The organism is Salmonella sp. A1325, from assembly GCF_056991255.1.
In genome coordinates this window covers 25,053-47,369 of the sequence record NZ_JAMLWO010000008.1, presented here as the reverse complement: position 1 = coordinate 47,369, position 22,317 = coordinate 25,053, and the positions used below count along the sequence as shown (strand labels likewise).

The 22,317-nt window shown below is 57.2% G+C and carries 24 protein-coding genes; 22 read left to right on the top strand and 2 right to left on the bottom strand.

Features of this window, described 5'->3' with window-relative positions; all coding sequences use genetic code 11:
* Positions 1–240: 240 nt before the first annotated feature.
* From maeB to eutR, 18 genes are all read left to right on the top strand, one after another.
* A complete protein-coding gene (gene maeB / locus NAZ64_RS15885; RefSeq protein ID WP_000344299.1) occupies positions 241–2,520 on the top strand; it encodes an NADP-dependent oxaloacetate-decarboxylating malate dehydrogenase in 2,280 nt (759 codons plus the stop codon).
* Positions 2,521–2,936: 416 nt separating this feature from the next.
* Positions 2,937–3,272, top strand: coding sequence for an ethanolamine utilization microcompartment protein EutS (eutS, locus tag NAZ64_RS15880; RefSeq protein ID WP_001031445.1), 336 nt, complete (start codon positions 2,937–2,939; stop codon positions 3,270–3,272).
* 12 nt (positions 3,273–3,284) lie between these two features.
* Positions 3,285–3,764: an ethanolamine utilization acetate kinase EutP gene (eutP, locus tag NAZ64_RS15875; RefSeq protein ID WP_000820754.1), complete on the top strand. Its 480-nt coding sequence runs from the start codon at positions 3,285–3,287 to the stop codon at positions 3,762–3,764.
* Positions 3,742–4,431 (top strand): ethanolamine utilization acetate kinase EutQ, encoded by a 690-nt coding sequence (eutQ, locus tag NAZ64_RS15870; protein ID WP_000733861.1) that lies wholly within the window; start codon positions 3,742–3,744, stop codon positions 4,429–4,431. Before eutP ends, eutQ begins: the two co-directional genes overlap by 23 nt.
* Positions 4,428–5,231: an ethanolamine utilization cob(I)yrinic acid a,c-diamide adenosyltransferase EutT gene (gene eutT / locus NAZ64_RS15865; RefSeq protein WP_220569732.1), complete on the top strand. Its 804-nt coding sequence runs from the start codon at positions 4,428–4,430 to the stop codon at positions 5,229–5,231. Before eutQ ends, eutT begins: the two co-directional genes overlap by 4 nt.
* Positions 5,228–6,244 (top strand): phosphate acetyltransferase, encoded by a 1,017-nt coding sequence (gene pta, locus NAZ64_RS15860; protein ID WP_000582915.1) that lies wholly within the window; start codon positions 5,228–5,230, stop codon positions 6,242–6,244. The genes eutT and pta overlap by 4 nt, the downstream gene beginning before the upstream one ends.
* Before the next feature lie 40 nt (positions 6,245–6,284).
* On the top strand, positions 6,285–6,575 hold the full coding sequence (gene eutM, locus NAZ64_RS15855) for an ethanolamine utilization microcompartment protein EutM (protein ID WP_000387716.1): 291 nt from the start codon (positions 6,285–6,287) through the stop codon (positions 6,573–6,575).
* A gap of 112 nt (positions 6,576–6,687) precedes the next feature.
* Complete coding sequence (gene eutN, locus NAZ64_RS15850) at positions 6,688–6,975, top strand: ethanolamine utilization microcompartment protein EutN (protein WP_001522340.1); 288 nt, start codon at positions 6,688–6,690, stop codon at positions 6,973–6,975.
* 11 nt (positions 6,976–6,986) lie between these two features.
* Positions 6,987–8,390, top strand: coding sequence for an aldehyde dehydrogenase family protein (locus NAZ64_RS15845; RefSeq protein ID WP_131046783.1), 1,404 nt, complete (start codon positions 6,987–6,989; stop codon positions 8,388–8,390).
* Positions 8,391–8,400: 10 nt separating this feature from the next.
* The gene (gene eutJ, locus NAZ64_RS15840) at positions 8,401–9,240 is read left to right on the top strand and encodes an ethanolamine utilization protein EutJ (protein ID WP_131046782.1); all 840 of its coding nucleotides are present in this window, start codon (positions 8,401–8,403) and stop codon (positions 9,238–9,240) included.
* Positions 9,230–10,417, top strand: a complete 1,188-nt coding sequence (eutG, locus tag NAZ64_RS15835) for an ethanolamine utilization ethanol dehydrogenase EutG (protein WP_001147505.1) — start codon at positions 9,230–9,232, stop codon at positions 10,415–10,417. The genes eutJ and eutG overlap by 11 nt, the downstream gene beginning before the upstream one ends.
* A gap of 119 nt (positions 10,418–10,536) precedes the next feature.
* The gene (gene eutH, locus NAZ64_RS15830) at positions 10,537–11,763 is read left to right on the top strand and encodes an ethanolamine utilization protein EutH (protein WP_000512356.1); all 1,227 of its coding nucleotides are present in this window, start codon (positions 10,537–10,539) and stop codon (positions 11,761–11,763) included.
* A complete protein-coding gene (eutA, locus tag NAZ64_RS15825; protein WP_023223672.1) occupies positions 11,760–13,163 on the top strand; it encodes an ethanolamine ammonia-lyase reactivating factor EutA in 1,404 nt (467 codons plus the stop codon). Before eutH ends, eutA begins: the two co-directional genes overlap by 4 nt.
* 11 nt (positions 13,164–13,174) lie before the next feature.
* Positions 13,175–14,536 (top strand): ethanolamine ammonia-lyase subunit alpha, encoded by a 1,362-nt coding sequence (gene eutB, locus NAZ64_RS15820; protein WP_000769990.1) that lies wholly within the window; start codon positions 13,175–13,177, stop codon positions 14,534–14,536.
* 18 nt (positions 14,537–14,554) lie between these two features.
* Positions 14,555–15,451: an ethanolamine ammonia-lyase subunit EutC gene (gene eutC / locus NAZ64_RS15815; RefSeq protein ID WP_000372354.1), complete on the top strand. Its 897-nt coding sequence runs from the start codon at positions 14,555–14,557 to the stop codon at positions 15,449–15,451.
* Between the two features lie 9 nt (positions 15,452–15,460).
* Positions 15,461–16,120, top strand: a complete 660-nt coding sequence (eutL, locus tag NAZ64_RS15810) for an ethanolamine utilization microcompartment protein EutL (protein ID WP_220569733.1) — start codon at positions 15,461–15,463, stop codon at positions 16,118–16,120.
* Positions 16,121–16,132: 12 nt separating this feature from the next.
* Positions 16,133–16,627, top strand: a complete 495-nt coding sequence (eutK, locus tag NAZ64_RS15805; protein WP_000606266.1) for an ethanolamine utilization microcompartment protein EutK — start codon at positions 16,133–16,135, stop codon at positions 16,625–16,627.
* 47 nt (positions 16,628–16,674) lie between these two features.
* The gene (eutR, locus tag NAZ64_RS15800; protein ID WP_000753665.1) at positions 16,675–17,727 is read left to right on the top strand and encodes an HTH-type transcriptional regulator EutR; all 1,053 of its coding nucleotides are present in this window, start codon (positions 16,675–16,677) and stop codon (positions 17,725–17,727) included.
* A gap of 99 nt (positions 17,728–17,826) precedes the next feature.
* On the opposite strand, the gene hemF is transcribed toward eutR, so the two are convergent.
* Both hemF and amiA read right to left on the bottom strand, forming a co-directional pair.
* A complete protein-coding gene (gene hemF, locus NAZ64_RS15795; protein ID WP_000801340.1) occupies positions 17,827–18,726 on the bottom strand; it encodes an oxygen-dependent coproporphyrinogen oxidase in 900 nt (299 codons plus the stop codon).
* A gap of 2 nt (positions 18,727–18,728) precedes the next feature.
* Entirely contained in the window at positions 18,729–19,598 is an 870-nt protein-coding gene (gene amiA / locus NAZ64_RS15790; RefSeq protein ID WP_000102880.1) for an N-acetylmuramoyl-L-alanine amidase AmiA, read from the bottom strand.
* Between the two features lie 212 nt (positions 19,599–19,810).
* Here amiA and NAZ64_RS15785 point away from each other — a divergent pair, with 212 nt between their 5' ends.
* From NAZ64_RS15785 to yfeX, 4 genes are all read left to right on the top strand, one after another.
* Entirely contained in the window at positions 19,811–20,236 is a 426-nt protein-coding gene (locus tag NAZ64_RS15785) for a GNAT family acetyltransferase (RefSeq protein ID WP_220569734.1), read from the top strand.
* The gene (locus tag NAZ64_RS15780) at positions 20,223–20,672 is read left to right on the top strand and encodes a DUF2919 domain-containing protein (RefSeq protein ID WP_483640985.1); all 450 of its coding nucleotides are present in this window, start codon (positions 20,223–20,225) and stop codon (positions 20,670–20,672) included. Before NAZ64_RS15785 ends, NAZ64_RS15780 begins: the two co-directional genes overlap by 14 nt.
* A gap of 61 nt (positions 20,673–20,733) precedes the next feature.
* Positions 20,734–21,309, top strand: coding sequence for an RpoE-regulated lipoprotein (locus NAZ64_RS15775; protein ID WP_220569736.1), 576 nt, complete (start codon positions 20,734–20,736; stop codon positions 21,307–21,309).
* A gap of 94 nt (positions 21,310–21,403) precedes the next feature.
* The gene (yfeX, locus tag NAZ64_RS15770; protein WP_000084583.1) at positions 21,404–22,303 is read left to right on the top strand and encodes a porphyrinogen peroxidase; all 900 of its coding nucleotides are present in this window, start codon (positions 21,404–21,406) and stop codon (positions 22,301–22,303) included.
* The last annotated feature ends 14 nt before the right edge of the window (positions 22,304–22,317 follow it).

Genomic DNA, 22,317 nt, shown 5'->3' with positions numbered 1-22,317 from the left:
ATGAGTGTGTTGATTCACACTTCTGAAAGATTGATACACTACATAACCAAAAAGCATAGCAGACAGGCATGGTATTGCTGGTATAAGCAGGTAACATGGCCGTTATAAGTTGATAACAAACTCTTGCGCCGCGTCGTGATAGTTTGCAGACCTTCAAAGTTTGTGTTGCGCAGTACGGTGATAATGTGCGGCGCACCAGGCCGCGTCACTTTTTGAACGATACGTGAAAGGAACAACAAGATGGATGAGCAGTTAAAACAAAGCGCCCTTGATTTCCACGAATTTCCGGTACCCGGTAAAATTCAGGTTTCTCCGACTAAGCCCCTTGCCACCCAACGCGATCTGGCGTTGGCTTACTCGCCAGGCGTGGCGGCGCCCTGCCTGGAAATCGAAAAAGATCCGCTGGCAGCCTACAAATACACCGCGCGCGGCAACCTTGTCGCGGTCATTTCCAACGGTACAGCGGTGCTGGGGTTAGGCAACATTGGCGCGCTGGCCGGCAAGCCGGTCATGGAAGGCAAAGGCGTTCTGTTTAAAAAATTCGCCGGCATCGATGTGTTTGACATTGAAGTCGATGAGCTTGACCCGGACAAATTTATCAACGTGGTCGCGGCGCTGGAGCCGACCTTTGGCGGCATTAACCTCGAAGACATTAAAGCGCCGGAATGTTTCTATATTGAACAGAAACTGCGCGAGCGCATGAACATCCCGGTTTTCCATGACGATCAGCACGGAACGGCGATCATCAGTACGGCCGCCATTCTTAATGGCCTGCGAGTCGTAGAGAAAAATATTTCCGACGTGCGGATGGTCGTCTCCGGCGCAGGGGCGGCGGCAATCGCTTGTATGAACCTGCTGGTCGCGTTGGGGATGCAAAAGCACAACATCGTGGTGTGCGACTCTAAGGGCGTTATTTACAAAGGCCGTGAGCCGAATATGGCGGAGACCAAAGCGGCCTATGCGGTAGACGACAGCGGCAAGCGCACGCTGGATGAGGTCATTGACGGCGCGGATATTTTCCTCGGCTGTTCAGGCCCGAAAGTGCTGACTCAGGAGATGGTGAAGAAAATGGCCCGCGCGCCAATGATTCTGGCGCTGGCTAACCCGGAACCGGAAATTCTGCCGCCGCTGGCGAAAGAAGTGCGTCCGGACGCCATTATCTGTACCGGTCGTTCCGACTATCCGAACCAGGTGAACAACGTATTGTGCTTCCCGTTTATCTTCCGCGGCGCACTGGACGTCGGCGCGACGGCGATCAACGAAGAGATGAAACTGGCGGCGGTCCGTGCGATTGCCGAGCTGGCGCACGCCGAACAGAGCGAAGTGGTGGCCTCGGCCTATGGCGATCAGGACCTGAGCTTTGGGCCGGAATACATTATTCCGAAACCGTTTGACCCGCGTCTGATTGTCAAAATCGCTCCGGCGGTCGCGAAAGCGGCAATGGATTCCGGCGTGGCGACGCGCCCGATTGCTGACTTTGATGCCTATATCGATAAACTGACCGAGTTTGTCTACAAAACCAACCTGTTCATGAAGCCGATCTTCTCGCAGGCACGCAAAGATCCGAAGCGCGTAGTGCTGCCGGAAGGGGAAGAGGCGCGCGTGCTGCACGCAACCCAGGAGTTGATAACCCTGGGGCTGGCGAAGCCCATCCTGATCGGACGTCCGAGCGTGATCGAAATGCGTATCCAGAAACTGGGGTTACAGATCAAAGCGGGCGTTGATTTCGAGATCGTGAATAATGAATCCGATCCGCGCTTCAAAGAGTACTGGAGCGAGTATTACCAGATCATGAAGCGTCGCGGGGTAACTCAGGAACAGGCGCAGCGTGCGATGATCGGCAACCATACGGCCATTGGCGCGATCATGGTGCAGCGTGGGGAAGCGGATGCGATGATCTGCGGCACCATCGGCGACTACCATGAGCATTTCAGCGTCGTGAAAGCCGTCTTTGGCTACCGTGACGGCGTGCATACGGCAGGGGCGATGAACGCCTTACTGCTGCCAAGCGGCAACACTTTTATTGCCGATACTTATGTTAACGAAGATCCCACGCCGGAACAGTTGGCGGAGATCGCCGTAATGGCGGCGGAAACCGTTCGCCGCTTTGGTATTGAGCCGAAAGTCGCGCTGTTGTCGCACTCTAACTTTGGTTCCTCAAATTCGCTGTCCGCCAGCAAAATGCGCGAAACCCTTGAGCGGGTACGCGAACGAGCGCCCGATCTGATGATTGACGGTGAGATGCACGGTGATGCGGCGTTGGTGGAAAGTATTCGTAATGACCGGATGCCGGATAGCCCGCTGAAGGGTGCCGCCAATATTCTGGTGATGCCGAATATGGAAGCCGCCCGCATTAGTTACAACTTACTCCGCGTCTCCAGTTCCGAAGGCGTCACGGTCGGCCCGGTCCTGATGGGCGTGTCTAAACCGGTACATGTATTAACGCCGATCGCCTCTGTACGCCGTATCGTGAATATGGTGGCGTTAGCGGTAGTTGAAGCGCAAACCACGCCGCTTTAATAACGCATTACTCTCTCTTCTGGCGCAGGTTCTCCTGCGCTTTTTTTATGCGCCGCTGGGCTTCGCCATGGCATGAAAGGCTCGGGTGGGGATATTCTGGAACCTATTGCGTTACCCCTACTTATTTCACTGAATCTGTACTATGCACAAATCGAGTGATACGCATTATTTTTATCAATAATAGTAATACAAAGAATAGCCGGTGGGTATTTATTGAGGAACAAGCTTAAATTCAGAATGACGCCTGAAAATGTGATGCACCACGATATTTATCGTTAACACCTTCGACAGAAGTCCCTTTTATTTTCTTTCTCTTAGTGATCTACCTCACTTTTTACATCACCTTGCCGAATTTTGTTATTTACTCCGACAAAAAATTGCCACGATGGCGGCAGTTTCAGTGGAGACGGTGAGCAATGAATAAAGAACGCATTATTCAGGAATTTGTGCCGGGCAAACAGGTCACGCTGGCGCATCTCATTGCGCACCCTGGTGAAGAACTGGCGAAAAAGATCGGCGTTCCCGATGCTGGCGCGATTGGCATTATGACCTTAACGCCGGGGGAAACGGCCATGATTGCTGGCGATTTAGCGATGAAGGCTGCGGATGTACACATCGGTTTTCTCGACAGATTTAGCGGCGCGCTGGTGATTTATGGCACCGTCGGTGCAGTAGAAGAAGCGCTATTACAGACGGTCAGCGGGCTGGGGCGATTATTAAACTTTACCCTGTGTGAGTTAACAAAAAGTTAATTGGTGGCGGTAATGAAACGTATTGCTTTTGTCGGCGCGGTCGGTGCCGGAAAGACAACGCTTTTTAACGCGTTACGGGGAAATTATTCCCTCGCCAGAAAAACGCAGGCCGTGGAATTTAATGATCATGGCGATATAGATACGCCGGGTGAATATTTTAGCCATCCCCGTTGGTATCACGCCTTAATTACCACGTTGCAGGATGTGGACACGCTGATTTATGTCCACGCGGCAAACGATAAAGAAAGTCGCTTACCTGCCGGGTTATTGGATGTTGGAACCCGTAAACGACATATCGCCGTTATCAGCAAAACGGACATGCCGGATGCCGACGTCGCCGCTACGCGGCAGTTACTTTGCGAGACTGGATTCCGGGAGCCGATTTTCGAGCTCAACGGCCACGACCCGCAAAGCGTGCGGCAGTTGGTGGATTATCTGGCGGCTCTCAGTGAACAGGAGGAAGAGGCAGGTGAAAAAACTTATCACAGCTAACGATATTCGTGCGGCCCACGCCCGCGGCGAACAGGCGATGTCGGTAGTACTGCGTGCCAGCATTATTACCCCGGAGGCTCGCGAAGTGGCGGAACTACTGGGCTTCACGATTACCGAATGCGACGAGCCCGTCCCGGCATCCACATCGGCGCAGGCGTGTAAAAGCGAAAGCCAGCGCATTCGGGAAGCCATCATCGCGCAGCTCCCGGAAGGGCAGTTTACTGAAAGCCTGGTGGCGCAGTTGATGGAAAAAGTGCTGAAGGAAAAGCAGTCGCTGGAACTGGGGACGATGCAGCCGAGCTTTACCTCCGTCACGGGTAAAGGCGGCGTGAAAGTCATTGACGGCAGCAGCGTGAAATTTGGCCGCTTCGACGGCGCCGAACCGCACTGCGTCGGCTTAACCGATCTGGTTACAGAGCAGGACGGCAGCAGCATGGCCGCCGGGTTTATGCAGTGGGACAACGCCTTTTTCCCGTGGACGCTGAACTACGACGAAATCGACATGGTGCTGGAGGGCGAATTGCACGTACGCCATGAAGGCGAAACCATGATTGCCAAAGCCGGAGATGTCATGTTCATCCCTAAAGGCTCCAGCATTGAATTTGGCACGCCAACGTCCGTGCGCTTTCTGTACGTCGCCTGGCCTGCAAACTGGCAATCCGTATGAACGATTTCATCACCGAAACGTGGCTCAGAGCGAATCATACGCTCAGCGAAGGATCGGAGATCCATCTGCCCGCTGATGCACGACTGACGCCCTCGGCCCGGGAACTGCTGGAAAGCCGCCGCCTGCGCATTAAGTTTCTGGATCCGCAAGGCAGGCTGTTTGTCGATGATGACGAACAGCAGCCGCAGCCGGTACATGGCTTAACCAGTAGCGATACGCACCCACAGGCCTGCTGTGAACTGTGCCGCCAGCCGGTGGTGAAAAAGCCCGATACGCTGACCCATCTGACGGCGGACAAAATGGTCGCCAAAAGTGACCCGCGCCTCGGCTTTCGCGCCGCGCTCGACAGCGCCATCGCGCTGACCGTGTGGCTACAAATCGAACTGACGGAACCCTGGCAGCCGTGGCTTTTCGATATCCGCTCGCGGCTGGGCAACATTATGCGCGCCGACGCTATAGATGAACCGCTGGCGGCGCAGTCTATCGTCGGGCTGAACGAGGATGAGCTGCATCGCCTTTCCCACCAGCCGCTGCGCTATCTCGACCACGATCACCTGGTGCCGGAGGCCAGCCACGGTCGCGATGCGGCGCTGCTTAATCTCCTGCGAACCAAAGTCCGCGAAACGGAAACCCTCGCCGCACAAGTGTTTATTACCCGTAGTTTTGAGGTCTTGCGCCCGGACATTTTACAGGCGCTGAACCGTCTCTCCAGCACGGTTTACGTGATGATGATTTTGAGCGTGGCGAAACATCCGCTGACGGTCGCCCAAATTCAACAACGGTTGGGAGAGAAGCCATGATCATTGAACGCGCCCGCGAACTGGCGGTACGCGCCCCCGCCAGAGTCGTCTTTCCCGATGCGCTGGACGAACGCGTGCTGAAAGCGGCGCATTACCTGCAACAGTGCGGTCTGGCTCGCCCCGTTCTGGTCGCCAGTCCGTTTGCGCTGCGTCAGTTTGCCCTGAGTCATCGTATGGCGATGGATGGCATTCAGGTCATCGATCCACACAGCAACCTGAGTATGCGCCAGCGTTTTGCGCAACGCTGGCTTGCCCGTGCCGGAGAAAAAACGCCGCCGGACGCAGTGGAAAAGCTTAGCGACCCGCTAATGTTCGCTGCCGCCATGGTGAGCGCCGGTGAGGCTGATGTGTGTATCGCAGGCAACCTGTCGTCAACGGCGAATGTGCTGCGCGCAGGGCTGCGGGTGATTGGCCTGCAACCCGGGTGCAAAACATTGTCGTCTATTTTCCTGATGCTGCCGCAGTATGCCGGTCCGGCATTAGGGTTCGCCGATTGCAGCGTAGTGCCGCAGCCGACGGCGGCGCAGCTGGCGGATATCGCTCTCGCCAGTGCCGACACCTGGCGGGCCATTACCGGCGAAGAGCCGCGCGTGGCGATGCTGTCATTTTCAAGCAACGGCAGCGCCCGTCACCCCAATGTTGCCAACGTGCAGCAGGCGACAGAGCTCGTTCGCGAACGTGCGCCGCAACTGCTTGTGGACGGTGAATTGCAGTTTGACGCCGCTTTCGTACCGGAGGTCGCCGCGCAAAAAGCGCCTGACAGCCCGCTGCAAGGCCGCGCCAACGTGATGATTTTCCCGTCGCTGGAGGCGGGCAATATTGGCTACAAAATCGCTCAGCGTCTGGGAGGCTATCGCGCTGTTGGGCCGCTAATTCAGGGGCTTGCCGCGCCGCTTCACGACCTCTCCCGAGGCTGTAGCGTGCAGGAAATTATCGAACTGGCGTTGGTGGCAGCCGTGCCGCGCCAGGCTGACGTGAGCCGCGAACGCAGCTTACACACACTGGTTGAATGAACGGTCCCGTTCTGGACCCCTTTAATGAGAGGAAAACACGATGGAAGCATTAGGAATGATTGAAACCCGGGGCCTGGTTGCGCTGATTGAGGCCTCAGATGCGATGGTAAAAGCCGCACGCGTGAAGCTGGTCGGCGTGAAGCAGATTGGCGGTGGCCTGTGTACGGCCATGGTGCGTGGCGACGTGGCGGCGTGCAAAGCCGCAACCGATGCTGGCGCCGCTGCGGCGCAGCGCATTGGCGAGCTGGTCTCTGTACACGTGATTCCACGCCCGCACGGCGATCTGGAAGAAGTGTTCCCGATCAGCTTCAAAGGCGACAGCAACATTTGATGGTAGGCCGGATAAGACGCGCAGCGTCGCCATCCGGCATGAATGCGCGCCATTGCCTGATGGTGCGCAGATTCAAGGCCTACGACCCAACGGGCAATCCATGGAGGCGGATATGAAACTGGCAGTCGTCACAGGACAAATCGTATGTACCGTCCGCCATCAGGGACTGGCGCATGACAAATTGCTGATGGTGGAAATGATCGATGCCCAGGGCAACCCCGACGGGCAGTGTGCCGTCGCTATCGACAGTATCGGGGCGGGAACCGGAGAGTGGGTACTGCTGGTCAGCGGCAGTTCCGCGCGTCAGGCGCATCGCAGCGAATTATCACCGGTCGATCTGTGCGTCATTGGCATCGTCGATGAAGTGGTGGCTGGCGGGAAAGTGGTTTTCCATAAATAGGACTGAACATCATGAATCAACAGGATATTGAACAGGTGGTGAAAGCGGTACTGCTGAAAATGAAAGACTGCAGCCAGCCGGCCAGCACTGTTCATGAGATGGGCGTTTTTGCCTCCCTGGATGACGCAGTGGCGGCAGCAAAACGGGCCCAGCAGGGGCTGAAGAGCGTGGCGATGCGCCAGCTTGCCATTCATGCCATTCGCGAGGCGGGCGAAAAACACGCCCGAGAATTAGCGGAACTTGCCGTCAGCGAAACCGGCATGGGACGCGTTGACGATAAATTTGCCAAAAACGTGGCGCAGGCGCGCGGCACGCCGGGCGTCGAGTGTTTATCTCCGCAGGTGCTGACCGGCGATAACGGCCTGACGCTGATTGAAAATGCGCCGTGGGGCGTGGTGGCCTCGGTCACGCCGTCCACCAATCCGGCAGCGACGGTGATTAATAACGCCATCAGCCTGATTGCCGCAGGCAACAGCGTTGTGTTTGCTCCGCATCCGGCGGCGAAAAAGGTCTCTCAGCGGGCAATCACCCTCCTCAATCAGGCGGTGGTCGCCGCCGGTGGCCCGGAAAATTTGCTGGTCACCGTGGCGAACCCGGATATCGAAACTGCCCAGCGGCTGTTCAAGTACCCCGGTATTGGCCTGCTGGTGGTGACTGGCGGCGAAGCGGTGGTGGACGCGGCGCGTAAACATACTAATAAACGCCTGATCGCCGCTGGTGCCGGCAATCCCCCGGTGGTGGTGGATGAGACCGCCGACCTGCCGCGCGCTGCACAATCCATCGTCAAAGGCGCGTCGTTTGATAACAACATCATCTGCGCCGACGAAAAAGTGCTGATTGTGGTGGATAGCGTCGCCGACGAGCTGATGCGTCTGATGGAAGGTCAGCACGCGGTGAAACTGACCGCCGCTCAGGCCGAACAGCTCCAGCCGGTGCTACTGAAGAATATCGATGAACGCGGTAAAGGCACCGTCAGCCGTGACTGGGTCGGTCGTGACGCGGGCAAGATCGCCGCAGCCATCGGCCTGAACGTCCCGGATCAAACGCGCCTGCTGTTTGTGGAAACGCCCGCTAACCATCCGTTTGCCGTCACTGAAATGATGATGCCGGTACTGCCGGTGGTACGGGTCGCCAACGTCGAAGAAGCCATCGCCCTGGCGGTACAACTTGAAGGCGGTTGCCACCATACGGCGGCGATGCACTCGCGCAATATCGACAACATGAACCAGATGGCGAACGCCATCGACACCAGCATTTTCGTCAAAAACGGGCCGTGCATTGCCGGGCTTGGATTGGGCGGAGAAGGCTGGACCACCATGACTATCACCACGCCAACCGGCGAAGGCGTGACCAGCGCGCGTACCTTTGTGCGGCTGCGTCGATGCGTGCTGGTGGATGCGTTTCGCATTGTATAAGGGATGACTCATGGCGCACGACGAACAACTCTGGCTCACCCCAAGACTGCAAAAAGCGGCGGCCCTGTGTAACCAGACGCCCGCCGCCAGCGACGCGCCGCTGTGGCTGGGCGTCGATTTGGGCACCTGCGACGTGGTGTCGATGGTGGTCGACGGCAACGCCCAGCCGGTGGCGGTGTGCCTTGACTGGGCCGACGTTGTGCGTGATGGCATCGTCTGGGATTTCTTCGGCGCCGTCACCCTCGTGCGCCGCCATCTCGACACCCTTGAACAGCAGCTCGGCTGCCGCTTTACCCACGCGGCGACCTCGTTCCCGCCGGGCACCGACCCGCGTATTTCGATCAACGTGCTGGAGTCTGCCGGGTTAGAAGTCAACCACGTACTGGATGAACCGACGGCGGTGGCGGATCTGCTGGCGCTTGATAATGCAGGCGTGGTGGATATTGGCGGCGGCACTACCGGCATTGCCATCGTCAAACAGGGCAAGGTGACTTACTCCGCCGATGAAGCCACTGGCGGGCACCATATCTCCCTGACGCTGGCGGGCAACCGCCGTATTCCCCTGGAAGAGGCGGAACAGTACAAGCGCAGCAATGCGCAGGAGATTTGGCCGGTAGTGAAGCCGGTGTACGAAAAGATGGCGGAGATCGTTGCTCGCCACATTGAAGGGCAAGGAATTGCTGATTTATGGCTGGCGGGCGGTTCCTGTATGCAGCCGGGCGTGGAGGCGTTATTTCGCCAGCGTTTCCCGGAGTTACAGGTGCATTTACCGCAGCACAGCCTGTTTATGACCCCGCTGGCGATAGCCAACAGCGGGAGAGCGAAAGCGGAGGGACTCTATGCAAGCTGAACTACAGACGGCGCTGTTTCAGGCATTCGACACCCTGAATCTGCAACGGGTGAAAACGTTCAGCGTACCGCCGGTCACGCTGTGCGGACTTGGGGCGCTCGGCGCCTGCGGCCAGGAAGCGCAAGCGCGAGGCGTAAGCCATCTGTTTGTGATGGTCGACAGCTTCCTGCATCAGGCGGGAATGACCGCGCCGCTGGCACGCAGCCTGGCGATGAAGGGCGTGGCGATGACGGTCTGGCCGTGTCCGCCAGGCGAGCCGTGCATCACCGATGTCTGCGCGGCGGTGGCGCAACTGCGTGAGGCGGCGTGCGACGGCGTAGTGGCCTTTGGCGGCGGTTCGGTGCTGGACGCGGCGAAAGCGGTCGCCCTGCTGGTGACTAACCCTGACCAGACGCTGAGCGCCATGACCGAGCGCAGTACATTACGCCCGCGTCTGCCGCTGATTGCGGTGCCGACCACCGCCGGAACCGGTTCTGAAACCACCAACGTGACGGTGATTATCGACGCGGTCAGCGGGCGCAAGCAGGTGCTGGCACACGCGTCACTAATGCCGGATGTGGCGATTCTTGATGCTGCCGTGACCGAAGGCGTTCCGCCAAACGTGACGGCGATGACCGGTATCGATGCGTTGACGCATGCGATTGAGGCCTACAGTGCGCTCAACGCCACGCCGTTTACCGACAGCCTGGCGATTGGCGCGATAGCGATGATTGGCAAATCGCTGCCGAAAGCCGTGGGTTACGGCCACGATCTGGCGGCGCGTGAAAATATGTTACTGGCCTCCTGTATGGCGGGAATGGCCTTTTCCAGCGCTGGTCTGGGGCTGTGTCATGCGATGGCGCACCAGCCAGGGGCGGCGCTGCATATTCCGCACGGCCAGGCCAACGCCATGCTGCTGCCAACGGTCATGGGCTTTAACCGGATGGTATGCCGCGAACGCTTCAGTCAAATCGGTCGGGCGTTAACCAATAAGAAATCGGACGATCGCGATGCGATTGCGGCGGTGAGCGAGCTGATTGCCGAAGTGGGGCAGAGCAAACGGCTGGCTGACGCTGGCGCCAAACCCGAACACTACAGCGCATGGGCGCAAGCCGCGCTGGAGGATATTTGTCTGCGCAGTAACCCACGCACCGCCACACAGGCACAGATTATCGACCTGTACGCGGCTGCCGGGTAATGCCTGTAGGCCGGATAAGGTGCTCGCACCGCCATCCGGCAATAACACGGCGTTAATGCCGGAGGCGACGTAAACGTCTTATCCGGCCTACAAATCATAAATGGCAGGGAGTAAGGGCTATGGGAATTAACGAAATCATCATGTACATCATGATGTTCTTTATGCTGATTGCCGCCGTGGACAGAATCCTGTCGCAGTTCGGCGGGTCGGCGCGCTTCCTCGGTAAATTCGGCAAGAGTATCGAGGGGTCTGGCGGCCAGTTTGAAGAGGGCTTTATGGCGATGGGCGCGCTGGGACTGGCGATGGTCGGTATGACCGCGCTGGCGCCGGTGCTGGCGCATGTACTGGGGCCGGTTATTATCCCGGTATACGAAATGCTGGGCGCGAACCCATCCATGTTCGCGGGTACGCTACTGGCTTGTGATATGGGCGGGTTCTTCCTCGCCAAAGAGCTGGCCGGCGGTGATATCGCGGCGTGGCTATACTCAGGGTTAATACTTGGGTCGATGATGGGGCCGACCATTGTGTTCTCCATTCCGGTGGCGCTCGGCATTATCGAACCGTCTGACCGCCGCTACCTGGCGCTTGGCGTACTGGCGGGTATCGTCACCATTCCCATTGGCTGCATTGCGGGGGGACTGATCGCCATGTACTCAGGCGTGCAGATCAATGGTCAGCCAGTGGAGTTTACCTTCGCGCTGATCCTGATGAACATGATCCCGGTATTGATTGTCGCGGTGCTGGTAGCGCTGGGGCTGAAGTTCATCCCGGAAAAAATGATCAACGGTTTCCAGATTTTCGCCAAATTTCTGGTGGCGCTGATCACCATCGGTCTGGCGGCTGCGGTGGTTAAATTCCTGTTGGGCTGGGAGTTGATTCCGGGGCTCGACCCGATCTTTATGGCGCCAGGCGACAAACCCGGCGAAGTGATGCGCGCCATTGAAGTGATCGGCTCTATCTCCTGCGTGCTGCTCGGCGCGTATCCGATGGTGCTGTTACTGACCCGCTGGTTTGAAAAACCGTTGATGAATGTCGGTAAACTGCTGAACGTAAATAATATTGCGGCGGCAGGCATGGTGGCGACCCTGGCGAACAATATCCCCATGTTCGGCATGATGAAGCAGATGGATACCCGCGGCAAAGTGATTAACTGCGCATTTGCCGTCTCTGCGGCATTCGCTCTGGGCGACCATTTAGGCTTCGCCGCCGCGAATATGAACGCCATGATCTTCCCGATGATCGTCGGCAAGCTGATCGGCGGTGTGACGGCGATTGGCGTGGCGATGATGCTGGTGCCGAAAGATGACGCCGCCCAGGTGAAAACCGAAGCGGAGGCGCAATCGTGAACACTCGCCAGCTACTGAGCGTCGGTATCGATATCGGCACCACCACCACGCAGGTGATCTTCTCGCACCTGGAGTTGGTTAACCGTGCGGCGGTGTCGCAGGTGCCGCGCTACGAATTCATCAAACGCGACATTAGCTGGCAAAGCCCGGTCTTCTTTACGCCCGTGGATAAGCAGGGCGGTCTGAAAGAGGCAGAACTTAAAGCGTTGATCCTTGCCCAGTATCAGGCCGCAGGCATCGCGCCTGAATCGGTGGACTCCGGGGCTATCATTATTACCGGCGAAAGCGCCAAAACCCGCAACGCCCGTCCGGCGGTCATGGCGCTCTCGCAGTCGCTGGGCGACTTTGTGGTCGCCAGCGCCGGGCCGCATCTGGAATCAGTCATTGCCGGTCACGGCGCCGGAGCGCAAAGCTTGTCTGAGCAGCGGATGTGTCGGGTGCTGAATATTGATATCGGCGGCGGCACGTCTAACTACGCGCTGTTTGACGCGGGAAAAGTCAGCGGCACCGCCTGCCTTAACGTCGGTGGTCGCCTGCTGGAAACCGACGCTCAGGGGCGCGTGGTTTATGCCCATCAACCGGGGCAGATGATTATCGATGAGGTATTCGGTTCGGGTACTGATGCTCGCGCCTTAGCTGCCGCACAGTTGGGGCAGGTGGCGCGGCGGATGGCGGATCTCATCGTCGAGGTTATCACTGGCGCGCTCTCGCCGCTGGCGCAATCGCTGATGCAAACCGGGCTGCTGCCCGCCGATATTACGCCGGAGGTGATCACCCTTTCCGGTGGGGTAGGTGAATGCTACCGCAACCAACCTGCCGATCCGTTCTGCTTTTCTGATATCGGGCCGCTGTTGGCGACCGCGCTGCATGAGCACCCGCGTCTGCGCGAGATGAACGTGCAGTTTCCGGCGCAAACCGTGCGCGCCACGGTGATTGGCGCGGGGGCCCATACGCTCTCGCTTTCCGGCAGTACTATCTGGCTGGAAGACGTCCAACTGCCGCTGCGCAACCTGCCGGTGGCGATCCCGCAGGATGACGCCGATCTGGTGAACGCCTGGCGGCAGGCGCTTCTCCAGCTTGATCTCGACCCGCAAACCGACGCTTACGTGCTGGCGCTTCCCGCCACGCTCCCGGTGCGTTACGCCGCATTACTCACGGTCATCAACGCGCTGACGGCTTTTGTCGCGCGTTATCCCAATCCACATCCCCTGCTGGTGGTGGCCGAGCAGGATTTTGGTAAAGCGCTGGGCATGTTATTGCGCCCACAGTTACCGCAACTTCCGCTGGCGGTCATCGATGAGGTGGTCGTGCGGGCGGGAGACTATATCGACATTGGTACGCCTCTTTTTGGCGGATCGGTTGTGCCGGTGACGGTGAAATCACTCGCATTTCCTTCCTGAGGGAACGACTTATGAAACTAAAGACCACATTGTTCGGCAATGTTTATCAGTTTAAGGATGTAAAAGAGGTACTGGCTAAAGCCAACGAACTGCGTTCGGGGGATGTGCTGGCCGGGGTTGCCGCGGCAAGTTCGCAGGAGCGCGTAGCGGCAAAACAGGTACTGTCGGAAATGACGGTGGCGGATATCCGCAACAATCCGGTGATTGCCTATGAAGAGGACTGCGTGACGCGCCTGATTCAGGACGACGTCAACGAAACGGCCTATAACCGGATTAAAAACTGGAGCATCAGCGAACTGCGTGAATACGTGCTGAGCGATGAAACCTCCGTGGACGACATCGCGTTTACCCGCAAAGGGCTGACCTCCGAAGTGGTGGCGGCAGTAGCGAAAATCTGCTCCAACGCTGACCTGATCTACGGCGGCAAGAAAATGCCGGTGATCAAAAAAGCCAATACCACCATCGGTATTCCGGGCACCTTTAGCTGCCGTTTGCAGCCGAACGATACCCGTGACGATGTGCAGAGTATCGCCGCGCAAATCTACGAAGGGCTTTCTTTCGGCGCAGGCGATGCGGTGATCGGCGTTAACCCGGTGACCGATGACGTGGAGAACCTGACCCGCGTGCTCGACACCGTTTACGGCGTTATCGATAAATTCAATATTCCGACCCAGGGCTGCGTGCTGGCGCATGTCACCACCCAGATCGAAGCGATTCGTCGCGGCGCGCCGGGCGGACTGATTTTCCAGAGCATTTGCGGCAGCGAGAAGGGCTTAAAAGAGTTCGGCGTGGAACTGGCGATGCTCGACGAAGCGCGGGCCGTGGGGGCGGAGTTCAACCGCATCGCCGGGGAAAACTGCCTGTACTTTGAAACCGGGCAGGGCTCGGCGCTGTCGGCTGGTGCGAACTTTGGTGCCGACCAGGTGACGATGGAAGCGCGTAACTACGGGCTGGCGCGCCACTACGATCCGTTCCTGGTGAACACCGTGGTGGGCTTTATCGGGCCGGAGTATCTCTACAACGACAGGCAGATTATCCGCGCCGGTCTCGAAGATCACTTTATGGGCAAGCTGAGCGGCATCTCGATGGGCTGCGACTGCTGCTATACCAACCATGCCGACGCCGACCAGAACCTTAACGAAAACCTGATGATTCTGCTCGCCACTGCCGGCTGTAACTACATCATGGGGATGCCGCTCGGCGACGACATCATGCTCAACTACCAGACCACCGCTTTCCACGATACCGCCACCGTCCGTCAGTTGCTGAATTTACGGCCGTCGCCGGAGTTTGAACGCTGGCTAGAAACGATGGGCATTATGGCAAACGGTCGTCTGACCAAACGGGCGGGCGATCCGTCACTGTTCTTCTGATGACGCGGGGATAACACCATGGATCAAAAACAGATTGAAGAAATTGTACGTAGCGTGATGGCGTCAATGGGACAGGACGTACCGCAGCCCGTCGCGCCGTCAACGCAGGAAGGCGCAAAGCCGCAGTGCGCCGCGCCGACGGTGACCGAAAGCTGCGCGCTGGATTTAGGTTCCGCAGAGGCAAAAGCCTGGATTGGCGTCGAGAACCCGCATCGTGCGGACGTGCTGACCGAACTGCGTCGCAGTACTGCGGCACGCGTCTGTACGGGGCGTGCCGGGCCGCGTCCACGTACCCAGGCGCTGTTGCGCTTCCTGGCGGATCACTCCCGTTCGAAAGACACCGTGCTCAAAGAAGTGCCGGAAGAGTGGGTAAAAGCGCAAGGGCTGCTGGAAGTGCGTTCGGAGATCAGCGACAAAAACCTGTACCTGACGCGCCCGGATATGGGGCGTCGCCTGAGCCCGGAAGCCATTGACGCGCTGAAGTCGCAGTGCGTGATGAACCCGGATGTGCAGGTAGTGGTCTCCGATGGCCTCTCTACGGATGCGATCACCGCCAACTATGAAGAGATCCTGCCGCCGTTGCTTGCCGGTCTGAAGCAGGCCGGGCTGAACGTCGGCACGCCTTTCTTTGTGCGCTATGGCCGCGTGAAGATTGAAGATCAGATTGGCGAAATTCTCGGCGCGAAGGTCGTCATCCTGCTGGTGGGCGAACGTCCGGGGCTGGGGCAGTCGGAAAGTCTTTCCTGCTACGCCGTCTATTCCCCGCGCGTGGCGACCACCGTCGAGGCCGACAGAACCTGTATTTCAAACATTCATCAGGGGGGGACGCCGCCAGTAGAAGCCGCCGCCGTGATTGTGGATTTGGCCAAACGGATGCTGGAGCAGAAAGCGTCCGGCATCAACATGACCCGTTAAGGAGACATCATGCCTGCATTAGATTTGATTCGACCTTCAGTGACTGCCATGCGCGTGATTGCCTCCGTGAATGACGGCTTTGCGCGGGAACTTAAATTACCGCCACATATCCGTAGCCTCGGACTCATCACGGCAGATTCTGATGATGTGACCTATATTGCCGCTGATGAAGCGACCAAACAGGCGATGGTGGAAGTGGTCTATGGCCGCTCCCTCTATGCCGGGGCGGCTCACGGGCCGTCGCCGACCGCCGGTGAGGTGTTGATTATGCTGGGCGGACCGAACCCAGCGGAAGTGCGCGCCGGTCTGGATGCGATGGTTGCCAGTATTGAAAACGGCGCGGCGTTCCAGTGGGCGAACGATGCGGAAAATACCGCGTTCCTGGTGCATGTGGTTTCGCGTACCGGCTCGTACCTCTCGTCTACCGCAGGTATCGCGCTGGGCGATCCGATGGCCTATCTGGTGGCGCCGCCGCTGGAAGCGACATTCGGCATTGACGCGGCGATGAAAGCCGCTGACGTTCAGCTGGTGACTTACGTGCCGCCGCCGTCGGAAACCAACTATTCGGCCGCGTTCTTAACGGGAAGCCAGGCCGCGTGTAAAGCCGCCTGCAACGCCTTTACCGACGCCGTGCTGGATATCGCCCGTAACCCTGTCCAGCGTGCGTAACGGAGGCTGCCAATGATCAATGCCCTGGGATTACTGGAAGTGGACGGAATGGTCGCCGCCGTCGATGCGGCGGATGCCATGCTGAAAGCGGCCAACGTGCGTTTGCTCAGTCATCAAGTGCTCGACCCTGGCAGGTTAACGCTGGTGGTGGAGGGCGATCTGGCGGCGTGTCGTGCGGCGCTGGATGCCGGAAGCGCCGCCGCGCAGCGCACAGGCCGTGTGATTAGCCGCAAAGAAATTGGTCGTCCGGAAGAGGACACCCAGTGGCTGATTGGCGGGTTTGCGCGTGCGACAACGCCGACTGAGAAAGCGCCCCAGGTACCCGCAACGCCTGAGTTCGCTGAAGCGTTACTGGCGCTGCTGGCATCAGTACGCCAGGGAATGACGGCGGGAGAGGTTGCCGCGCATTTTGGCTGGCCGCTGGAGCAGGCCAGAAACGTGCTGGAACAACTCTTTTCTGACGGAGCGTTGCGTAAACGCAGTAGTCGCTATCGCATCAAAAATTAATCTGTCGGAGGGCCGGGCGTCCTGGCGGGCGTCCGGCATAGAAGATCATGAAAAAGACCCGTACAGCGAATTTGCACCATCTTTATCATGAAGCGTTACCCGAAGACGTTAAACTTACGCCCAGAGTCGAGGTGGACAATGTTCATCAGCGACGGACGACGGATGTCTATGAACATGCTCTGACTATCACCGCCTGGCAGCAGATCTACGATCAGTTACACCCGGGTAAATTTCATGGCGAGTTCACGGAAATCCTGCTTGATGAGATTCAGGTGTTCCGTGAATACACCGGCCTGGCGCTGCGTCAGTCGTGTCTGGTTTGGCCAAACTCTTTCTGGTTTGGTATTCCGGCGACGCGCGGCGAACAGGGATTTATCGGCGCGCAGGGGCTCGGCAGCGCCGAGATTGCCACCCGACCGGGAGGCACCGAGTTTGAACTGAGCACGCCGGATGATTACACCATTCTGGGCGTCGTTATCTCGGAAGATGTTATTTCCCGTCAGGCCACGTTTTTGCATAACCCGGAAAGGGTGCTGCATATGCTGCGTAACCAGTTAGCGCTGGAGGTAAAAGAGCAGCATAAAGCGGCGCTGTGGGGCTTTGTGCAGCAGGCGCTGGCCACCTTCAGCGAGAGTCCTGAAACCCTGCATCAACCTGCGGTGCGTAAGGTCTTGAGTGATAATTTATTGCTGGCGATGGGCACGATGCTGGAAGAGGCGAAGCCGATTCATAGCGCCGAGAGCATCAGCCATCAGGGATATCGTAGGCTACTGTCGCGGGCGCGGGAATATGTGCTGGAAAATATGTCGGAGCCGCTGACGGTGCTTGACTTATGTAACCAGCTACACGTAAGCCGTCGCACGCTGCAAAATGCGTTTCACGCCATTTTGGGCATTGGCCCCAATGCGTGGCTGAAACGTATTCGCTTAAACGCAGTACGCCGGGAACTGATTAGCCCGTGGTCGCAGAGCGCCACGGTCAAAGATGCCGCGATGCAGTGGGGATTCTGGCATCTGGGGCAATTTGCCACCGATTATCAGCAATTATTTGCCGAAAAACCGTCGTTGACGCTGCATCAACGGATGCGGCAATGGGCTTGATGGCATTCTTGTGCCGGATGCGACGCTTTGCGTCTTATCCGGCCTACGGGGCGGTGCCGTTGTGGTTGTAGGCCTGATAAGCGTAGCGCTATAAGGCAATTACACCCAGTCGCGTACCTGAATAAACTCGCTCAGCGCCGCTTCCGGGCTACCCGCTTCTGGCTGCCAGTCGTACTCCCAGCGCACCAGCGGCGGCATCGACATCAGGATAGATTCAGTGCGCCCGCCGGTTTGCAGACCAAACAGGGTGCCTCTGTCCCATACCAGATTGAACTCCACGTAGCGACCGCGGCGATAAAGTTGAAAATTACGCTCCCGCTCTCCCCAGACCATCGCTTTGCGTCGTTCGACAATCGGTAAATACGCCTCGGTGTAGCCGTTACCGACCGCCTGCATAAAAGCAAAACAGTGGTCGAAATCCGGCGTATTCAAATCGTCAAAAAACAGGCCGCCGATACCGCGCTGCTCGTTACGATGCTTGAGGAAAAAGTAGTCGTCGCACCACTTTTTATAGCGCGGATACACATCGTCGCCAAACGGCTGACACAGGTCGCGGGCGGTGCGGTGCCAGTGAACGGCATCCTCTTCAAAGCCGTAGTAGGGCGTTAAATCGAACCCGCCGCCAAACCACCACACCGGATCGGCGCCCGGTTTTTCGGCAATAAAAAAGCGCACGTTAGCATGGCTGGTGGGAATATACGGATTGTGCGGATGCACCACCAGCGATACGCCCATTGCTTCAAAACTACGCCCGGCCAGTTCTGGCCGATGTGCGGTGGCGGACGCGGGCATTGCATCGCCGTGAACGTGAGAGAAATTAACGCCCGCCTGTTCGAAAATCCCGCCGTTGCGTAATACCCGGCTGCGTCCGCCGCCGCCCGCTTCGCGTCGCCAGCTATCTTCGACAAAGTTTGCGCCATCCACAGCGGATAACGTTTGGCAAATATCATCCTGCAGGCGTAGCAGAAACTGTTTTACGTGATGTGCATCGGGTTTCATGATTACCGTTTCTTCGTGTGTGCTTTCTGATTATCAAACCAGTGAAAATAACTGATGATGCCGTTGGCGATCGCCGTAGCGATTTTCTGGCGAAACGCCGTCGTGCCCAGCAGGCGTTCTTCTTCCGGATTGGTAATAAACGAGGTTTCGACCAGTACCGACGGAATTGACGGTGATTTTAGCACCACGAAAGCCGCTTGTTCGGTAGTGCGGCTGTGTAATTTATGTATAGGTTTGATTTTCTTGAGAATATGCGAACCCAGCGTCAGACTGTTTTTAATCGTATCGGTTTGCACCAGATCAAACAAAACTTGTTGTAATAGATGATCCCGGTCAGTGGCTTTTTTACCCGCCACTTCGTCCGCGCGGTTTTCACGCTCGGAGAGATACTTCGCCATGGCGCTACTGGCCCCGCGGTTGGAAAGCGCAAAAACGGAAGCGCCCGCCGCTTTCGGGTTGGTAAAACCATCGGCATGAATGGACATAAACAGATCCGCGCCGTGCTTATGGGCGATTTCCACCCGATCGTACAGCGGAATAAAGGTATCCCCTGTCCGGGTTAAACGCGCATCGATTCCGTGATTTCGCAAAATAGCGCGTACGTTTTTGGCAATTGCCAGCACGACGTGTTTTTCCTGAGAACCGTTGCGGCCAATCGCGCCGGTATCGATGCCGCCGTGTCCGGGGTCGAGCATCACCAGCCGTTTACTGCCGGTTTTTTTGGTTTTGGGTTTGCTGTGACCATTACTGGTTTTTAGCGTTTCTTCTTTGGCTATTGCGTGCGACATACCTGACAGCGTCAGGGCCGCCAGACCTGTTTTGAGTACCTGGCGGCGCGATGTGAGAGTTTTTAGGAGTTTAAAAGTGCTCATACGGCCTGAGTTGTGAAAATTAAGTTCAAGATGTTATATCGTATCGCGTAATCCGTTACGACGGTTGGTGATGAGAATTGTTTTACTTTTCATTTCAATACGTGACACATCGCCATTATGCCATTTTTTCCGCTACATCGCGTCAGATATTGGCTGAATCAGATGTTTGCGCCATAATCTTGGTTTTTCCACCCGAAAAGGCAACGAATACCATGGAAATACGCGTTTTTCGCCAGGAAGATTTCGAAGAGGTGATTACCCTCTGGGAGCGTTGCGACCTGCTGCGTCCATGGAACGATCCTGAAATGGATATTGAACGCAAGGTGAATCACGATGTCAGCTTGTTCCTCGTTGCGGAAGTTAGCGGCGAAGTCGTCGGTACGGTAATGGGCGGTTATGACGGGCATCGCGGCACGGCGTATTACCTGGGCGTTCACCCGGAGTTCCGCGGGCGCGGCATTGCGAATGCGTTGCTTAACCGGCTGGAAAAAAAACTCATCGCCCGCGGGTGTCCGAAAATCCAAATTATGGTGCGTGATGATAACGACGTTGTGCTGGGCATGTATGAACGTCTGGGGTATGAGCATTCTGACGCCCTAAGTTTGGGTAAACGCCTGATTGAAGATGAAGAGTACTGAGTTTCATCCAGCCGATTATGATGTACACGGACGTTTACGCCTGCCGTTTCTGTTCTGGTGCGTACTGCTACTTCAGGCGCGCGCTTGGGTACTCTTTGTCATTGCCGGTTCATCCCGTGGACAGGGTAATACTTTGTTAAACTTTTTTTATCCCGACCATGACAATTTTTGGCTGGGGCTGTTGCCCGGCGTTCCGGCGGTAGTGGCATTTTTACTCAGCGGGCGGCGTGAAGCGGTTCCTGGTGTGTGGCGCTGGCTGCACGGACTCCTGATCCTTGCTCAACTGGTGTCGTTGTGCTGGCTGCCGGTGATGTGGCTGGGTGGCGACCCGGTCAACGGCGTCGGGCTGGCGCTGCTGCTGGCGGACATCGTCGCGCTGATCTGGCTGTTAACCAATCAACGTTTGCGTGTCTGTTTTTCCCTTGAGAAAGAATAACGGCACTTTTTGGCGAACCCGCACTCCAACCAACGTTAATTAATAAAAGAAAGGAAGTGAGATGAAATCGCTGCGTTTGACTTTACTCGCACTGCCGCTGGCGCTGACCGGCTGCTCAACGCTCTCCTCGGTCAACTGGTCTGCCGCAAATCCATGGAACTGGTTTGGTTCCTCGACAGAAGTTACTGAGCAAGGCGTGGGAGCGCTGACCGCCGCCACGCCGCTGGAAGAGCCGGCTATTGCAGAGGCATTAGATGGCGATTATCGCCTGCGTAGCGGTATGAAAACCGATAACGGTAACGTGGTGCGCTTTTTCGAAGCGATGAAGGGCGACAGCGTCGCGATGGTGATCAACGGCGAGCAGGGAACCGTGAGCCGTATTGATGTGCTGGACAGCGATATCCCAACCGCCGCGGGGGGCAAAATCGGTATGCCGTTTAGCGACCTTTACAGCAAAGCGTTTGGTCACTGCGAGCCGGTTTCCAGCGATAGCCATACCAGCGTCGAATGTAAAGCTGAGGGAAGTCAGCATATTAGCTATGTTTTCTCCGGCGAGTGGAGCGGACCGGAAGGCTTAATGCCTCCTGATGACGTCTTAAAAAACTGGGACGTGCGCAAAATTATCTGGCGTCGTTAATTTGCGCCTGAACAAACCGCTTCGCTTAAAAACAAGGTAAAATAGCCTCCATTAATGCCACGACTGCGTGGCATTCTCATTTTCAGGAGGAATCATGTCTCAGGTTCAAAGTGGCATTTTGCCGGAACATTGCCGTGCGGCAATTTGGATTGAAGCCAATGTAAAAGGCGACCTGGACGCCCTGCGCGCGGCCAGCAGAACATTTGCCGATAAACTGGCGACCTTCGAAGTCAAATTTCCGGACGCCCATCTTGGGGCCGTTGTGGCGTTTGGCAACAATACCTGGCGTGCCCTGAGCGGCGGCGTCGGGGCGGAAGAACTGAAAGATTTTATTCCTTATGGTAAAGGGCTGGCGCCGGCCACGCAGTATGACGTGCTGATCCATATCCTTTCTCTGCGCCACGATGTGAATTTTTCTGTTGCCCAGGCGGCGATGGAAGCCTTCGGCGACTGTATCGACGTGAAAGAAGAAGTTCACGGCTTCCGTTGGGTGGAAGAACGCGATCTGAGCGGCTTTGTCGACGGGACAGAGAATCCGGCAGGCGAAGAGACGCGTCGTGAAGTGGCGGTGATCAAAGATGGCGTGGATGCCGGCGGCAGTTATGTGTTCGTGCAGCGTTGGGAACACAATCTCAAGCAACTTAACCGGATGAGTATTCACGATCAGGAGATGATGATCGGGCGTACCAAAGAAGCCAATGAAGAGATTGACGGCGATGCGCGTCCGGCAACGTCTCACCTGAGCCGCGTGGATCTCAAAGAAGATGGCAAAGGGCTGAAGATTGTGCGCCAGAGCCTGCCATACGGCACCGCCAGCGGTACTCATGGTCTCTATTTCTGCGCTTACTGCGCACGGCTGCACAATATCGAACAGCAGCTTCTGAGTATGTTCGGCGATACCGACGGTAAACGCGACGCGATGCTGCGCTTCACCAAGCCGGTGACTGGCGGCTACTATTTTGCGCCGTCGCTGGATCGCCTGTTAGCGCTATAAGGTAAAACCCTGTC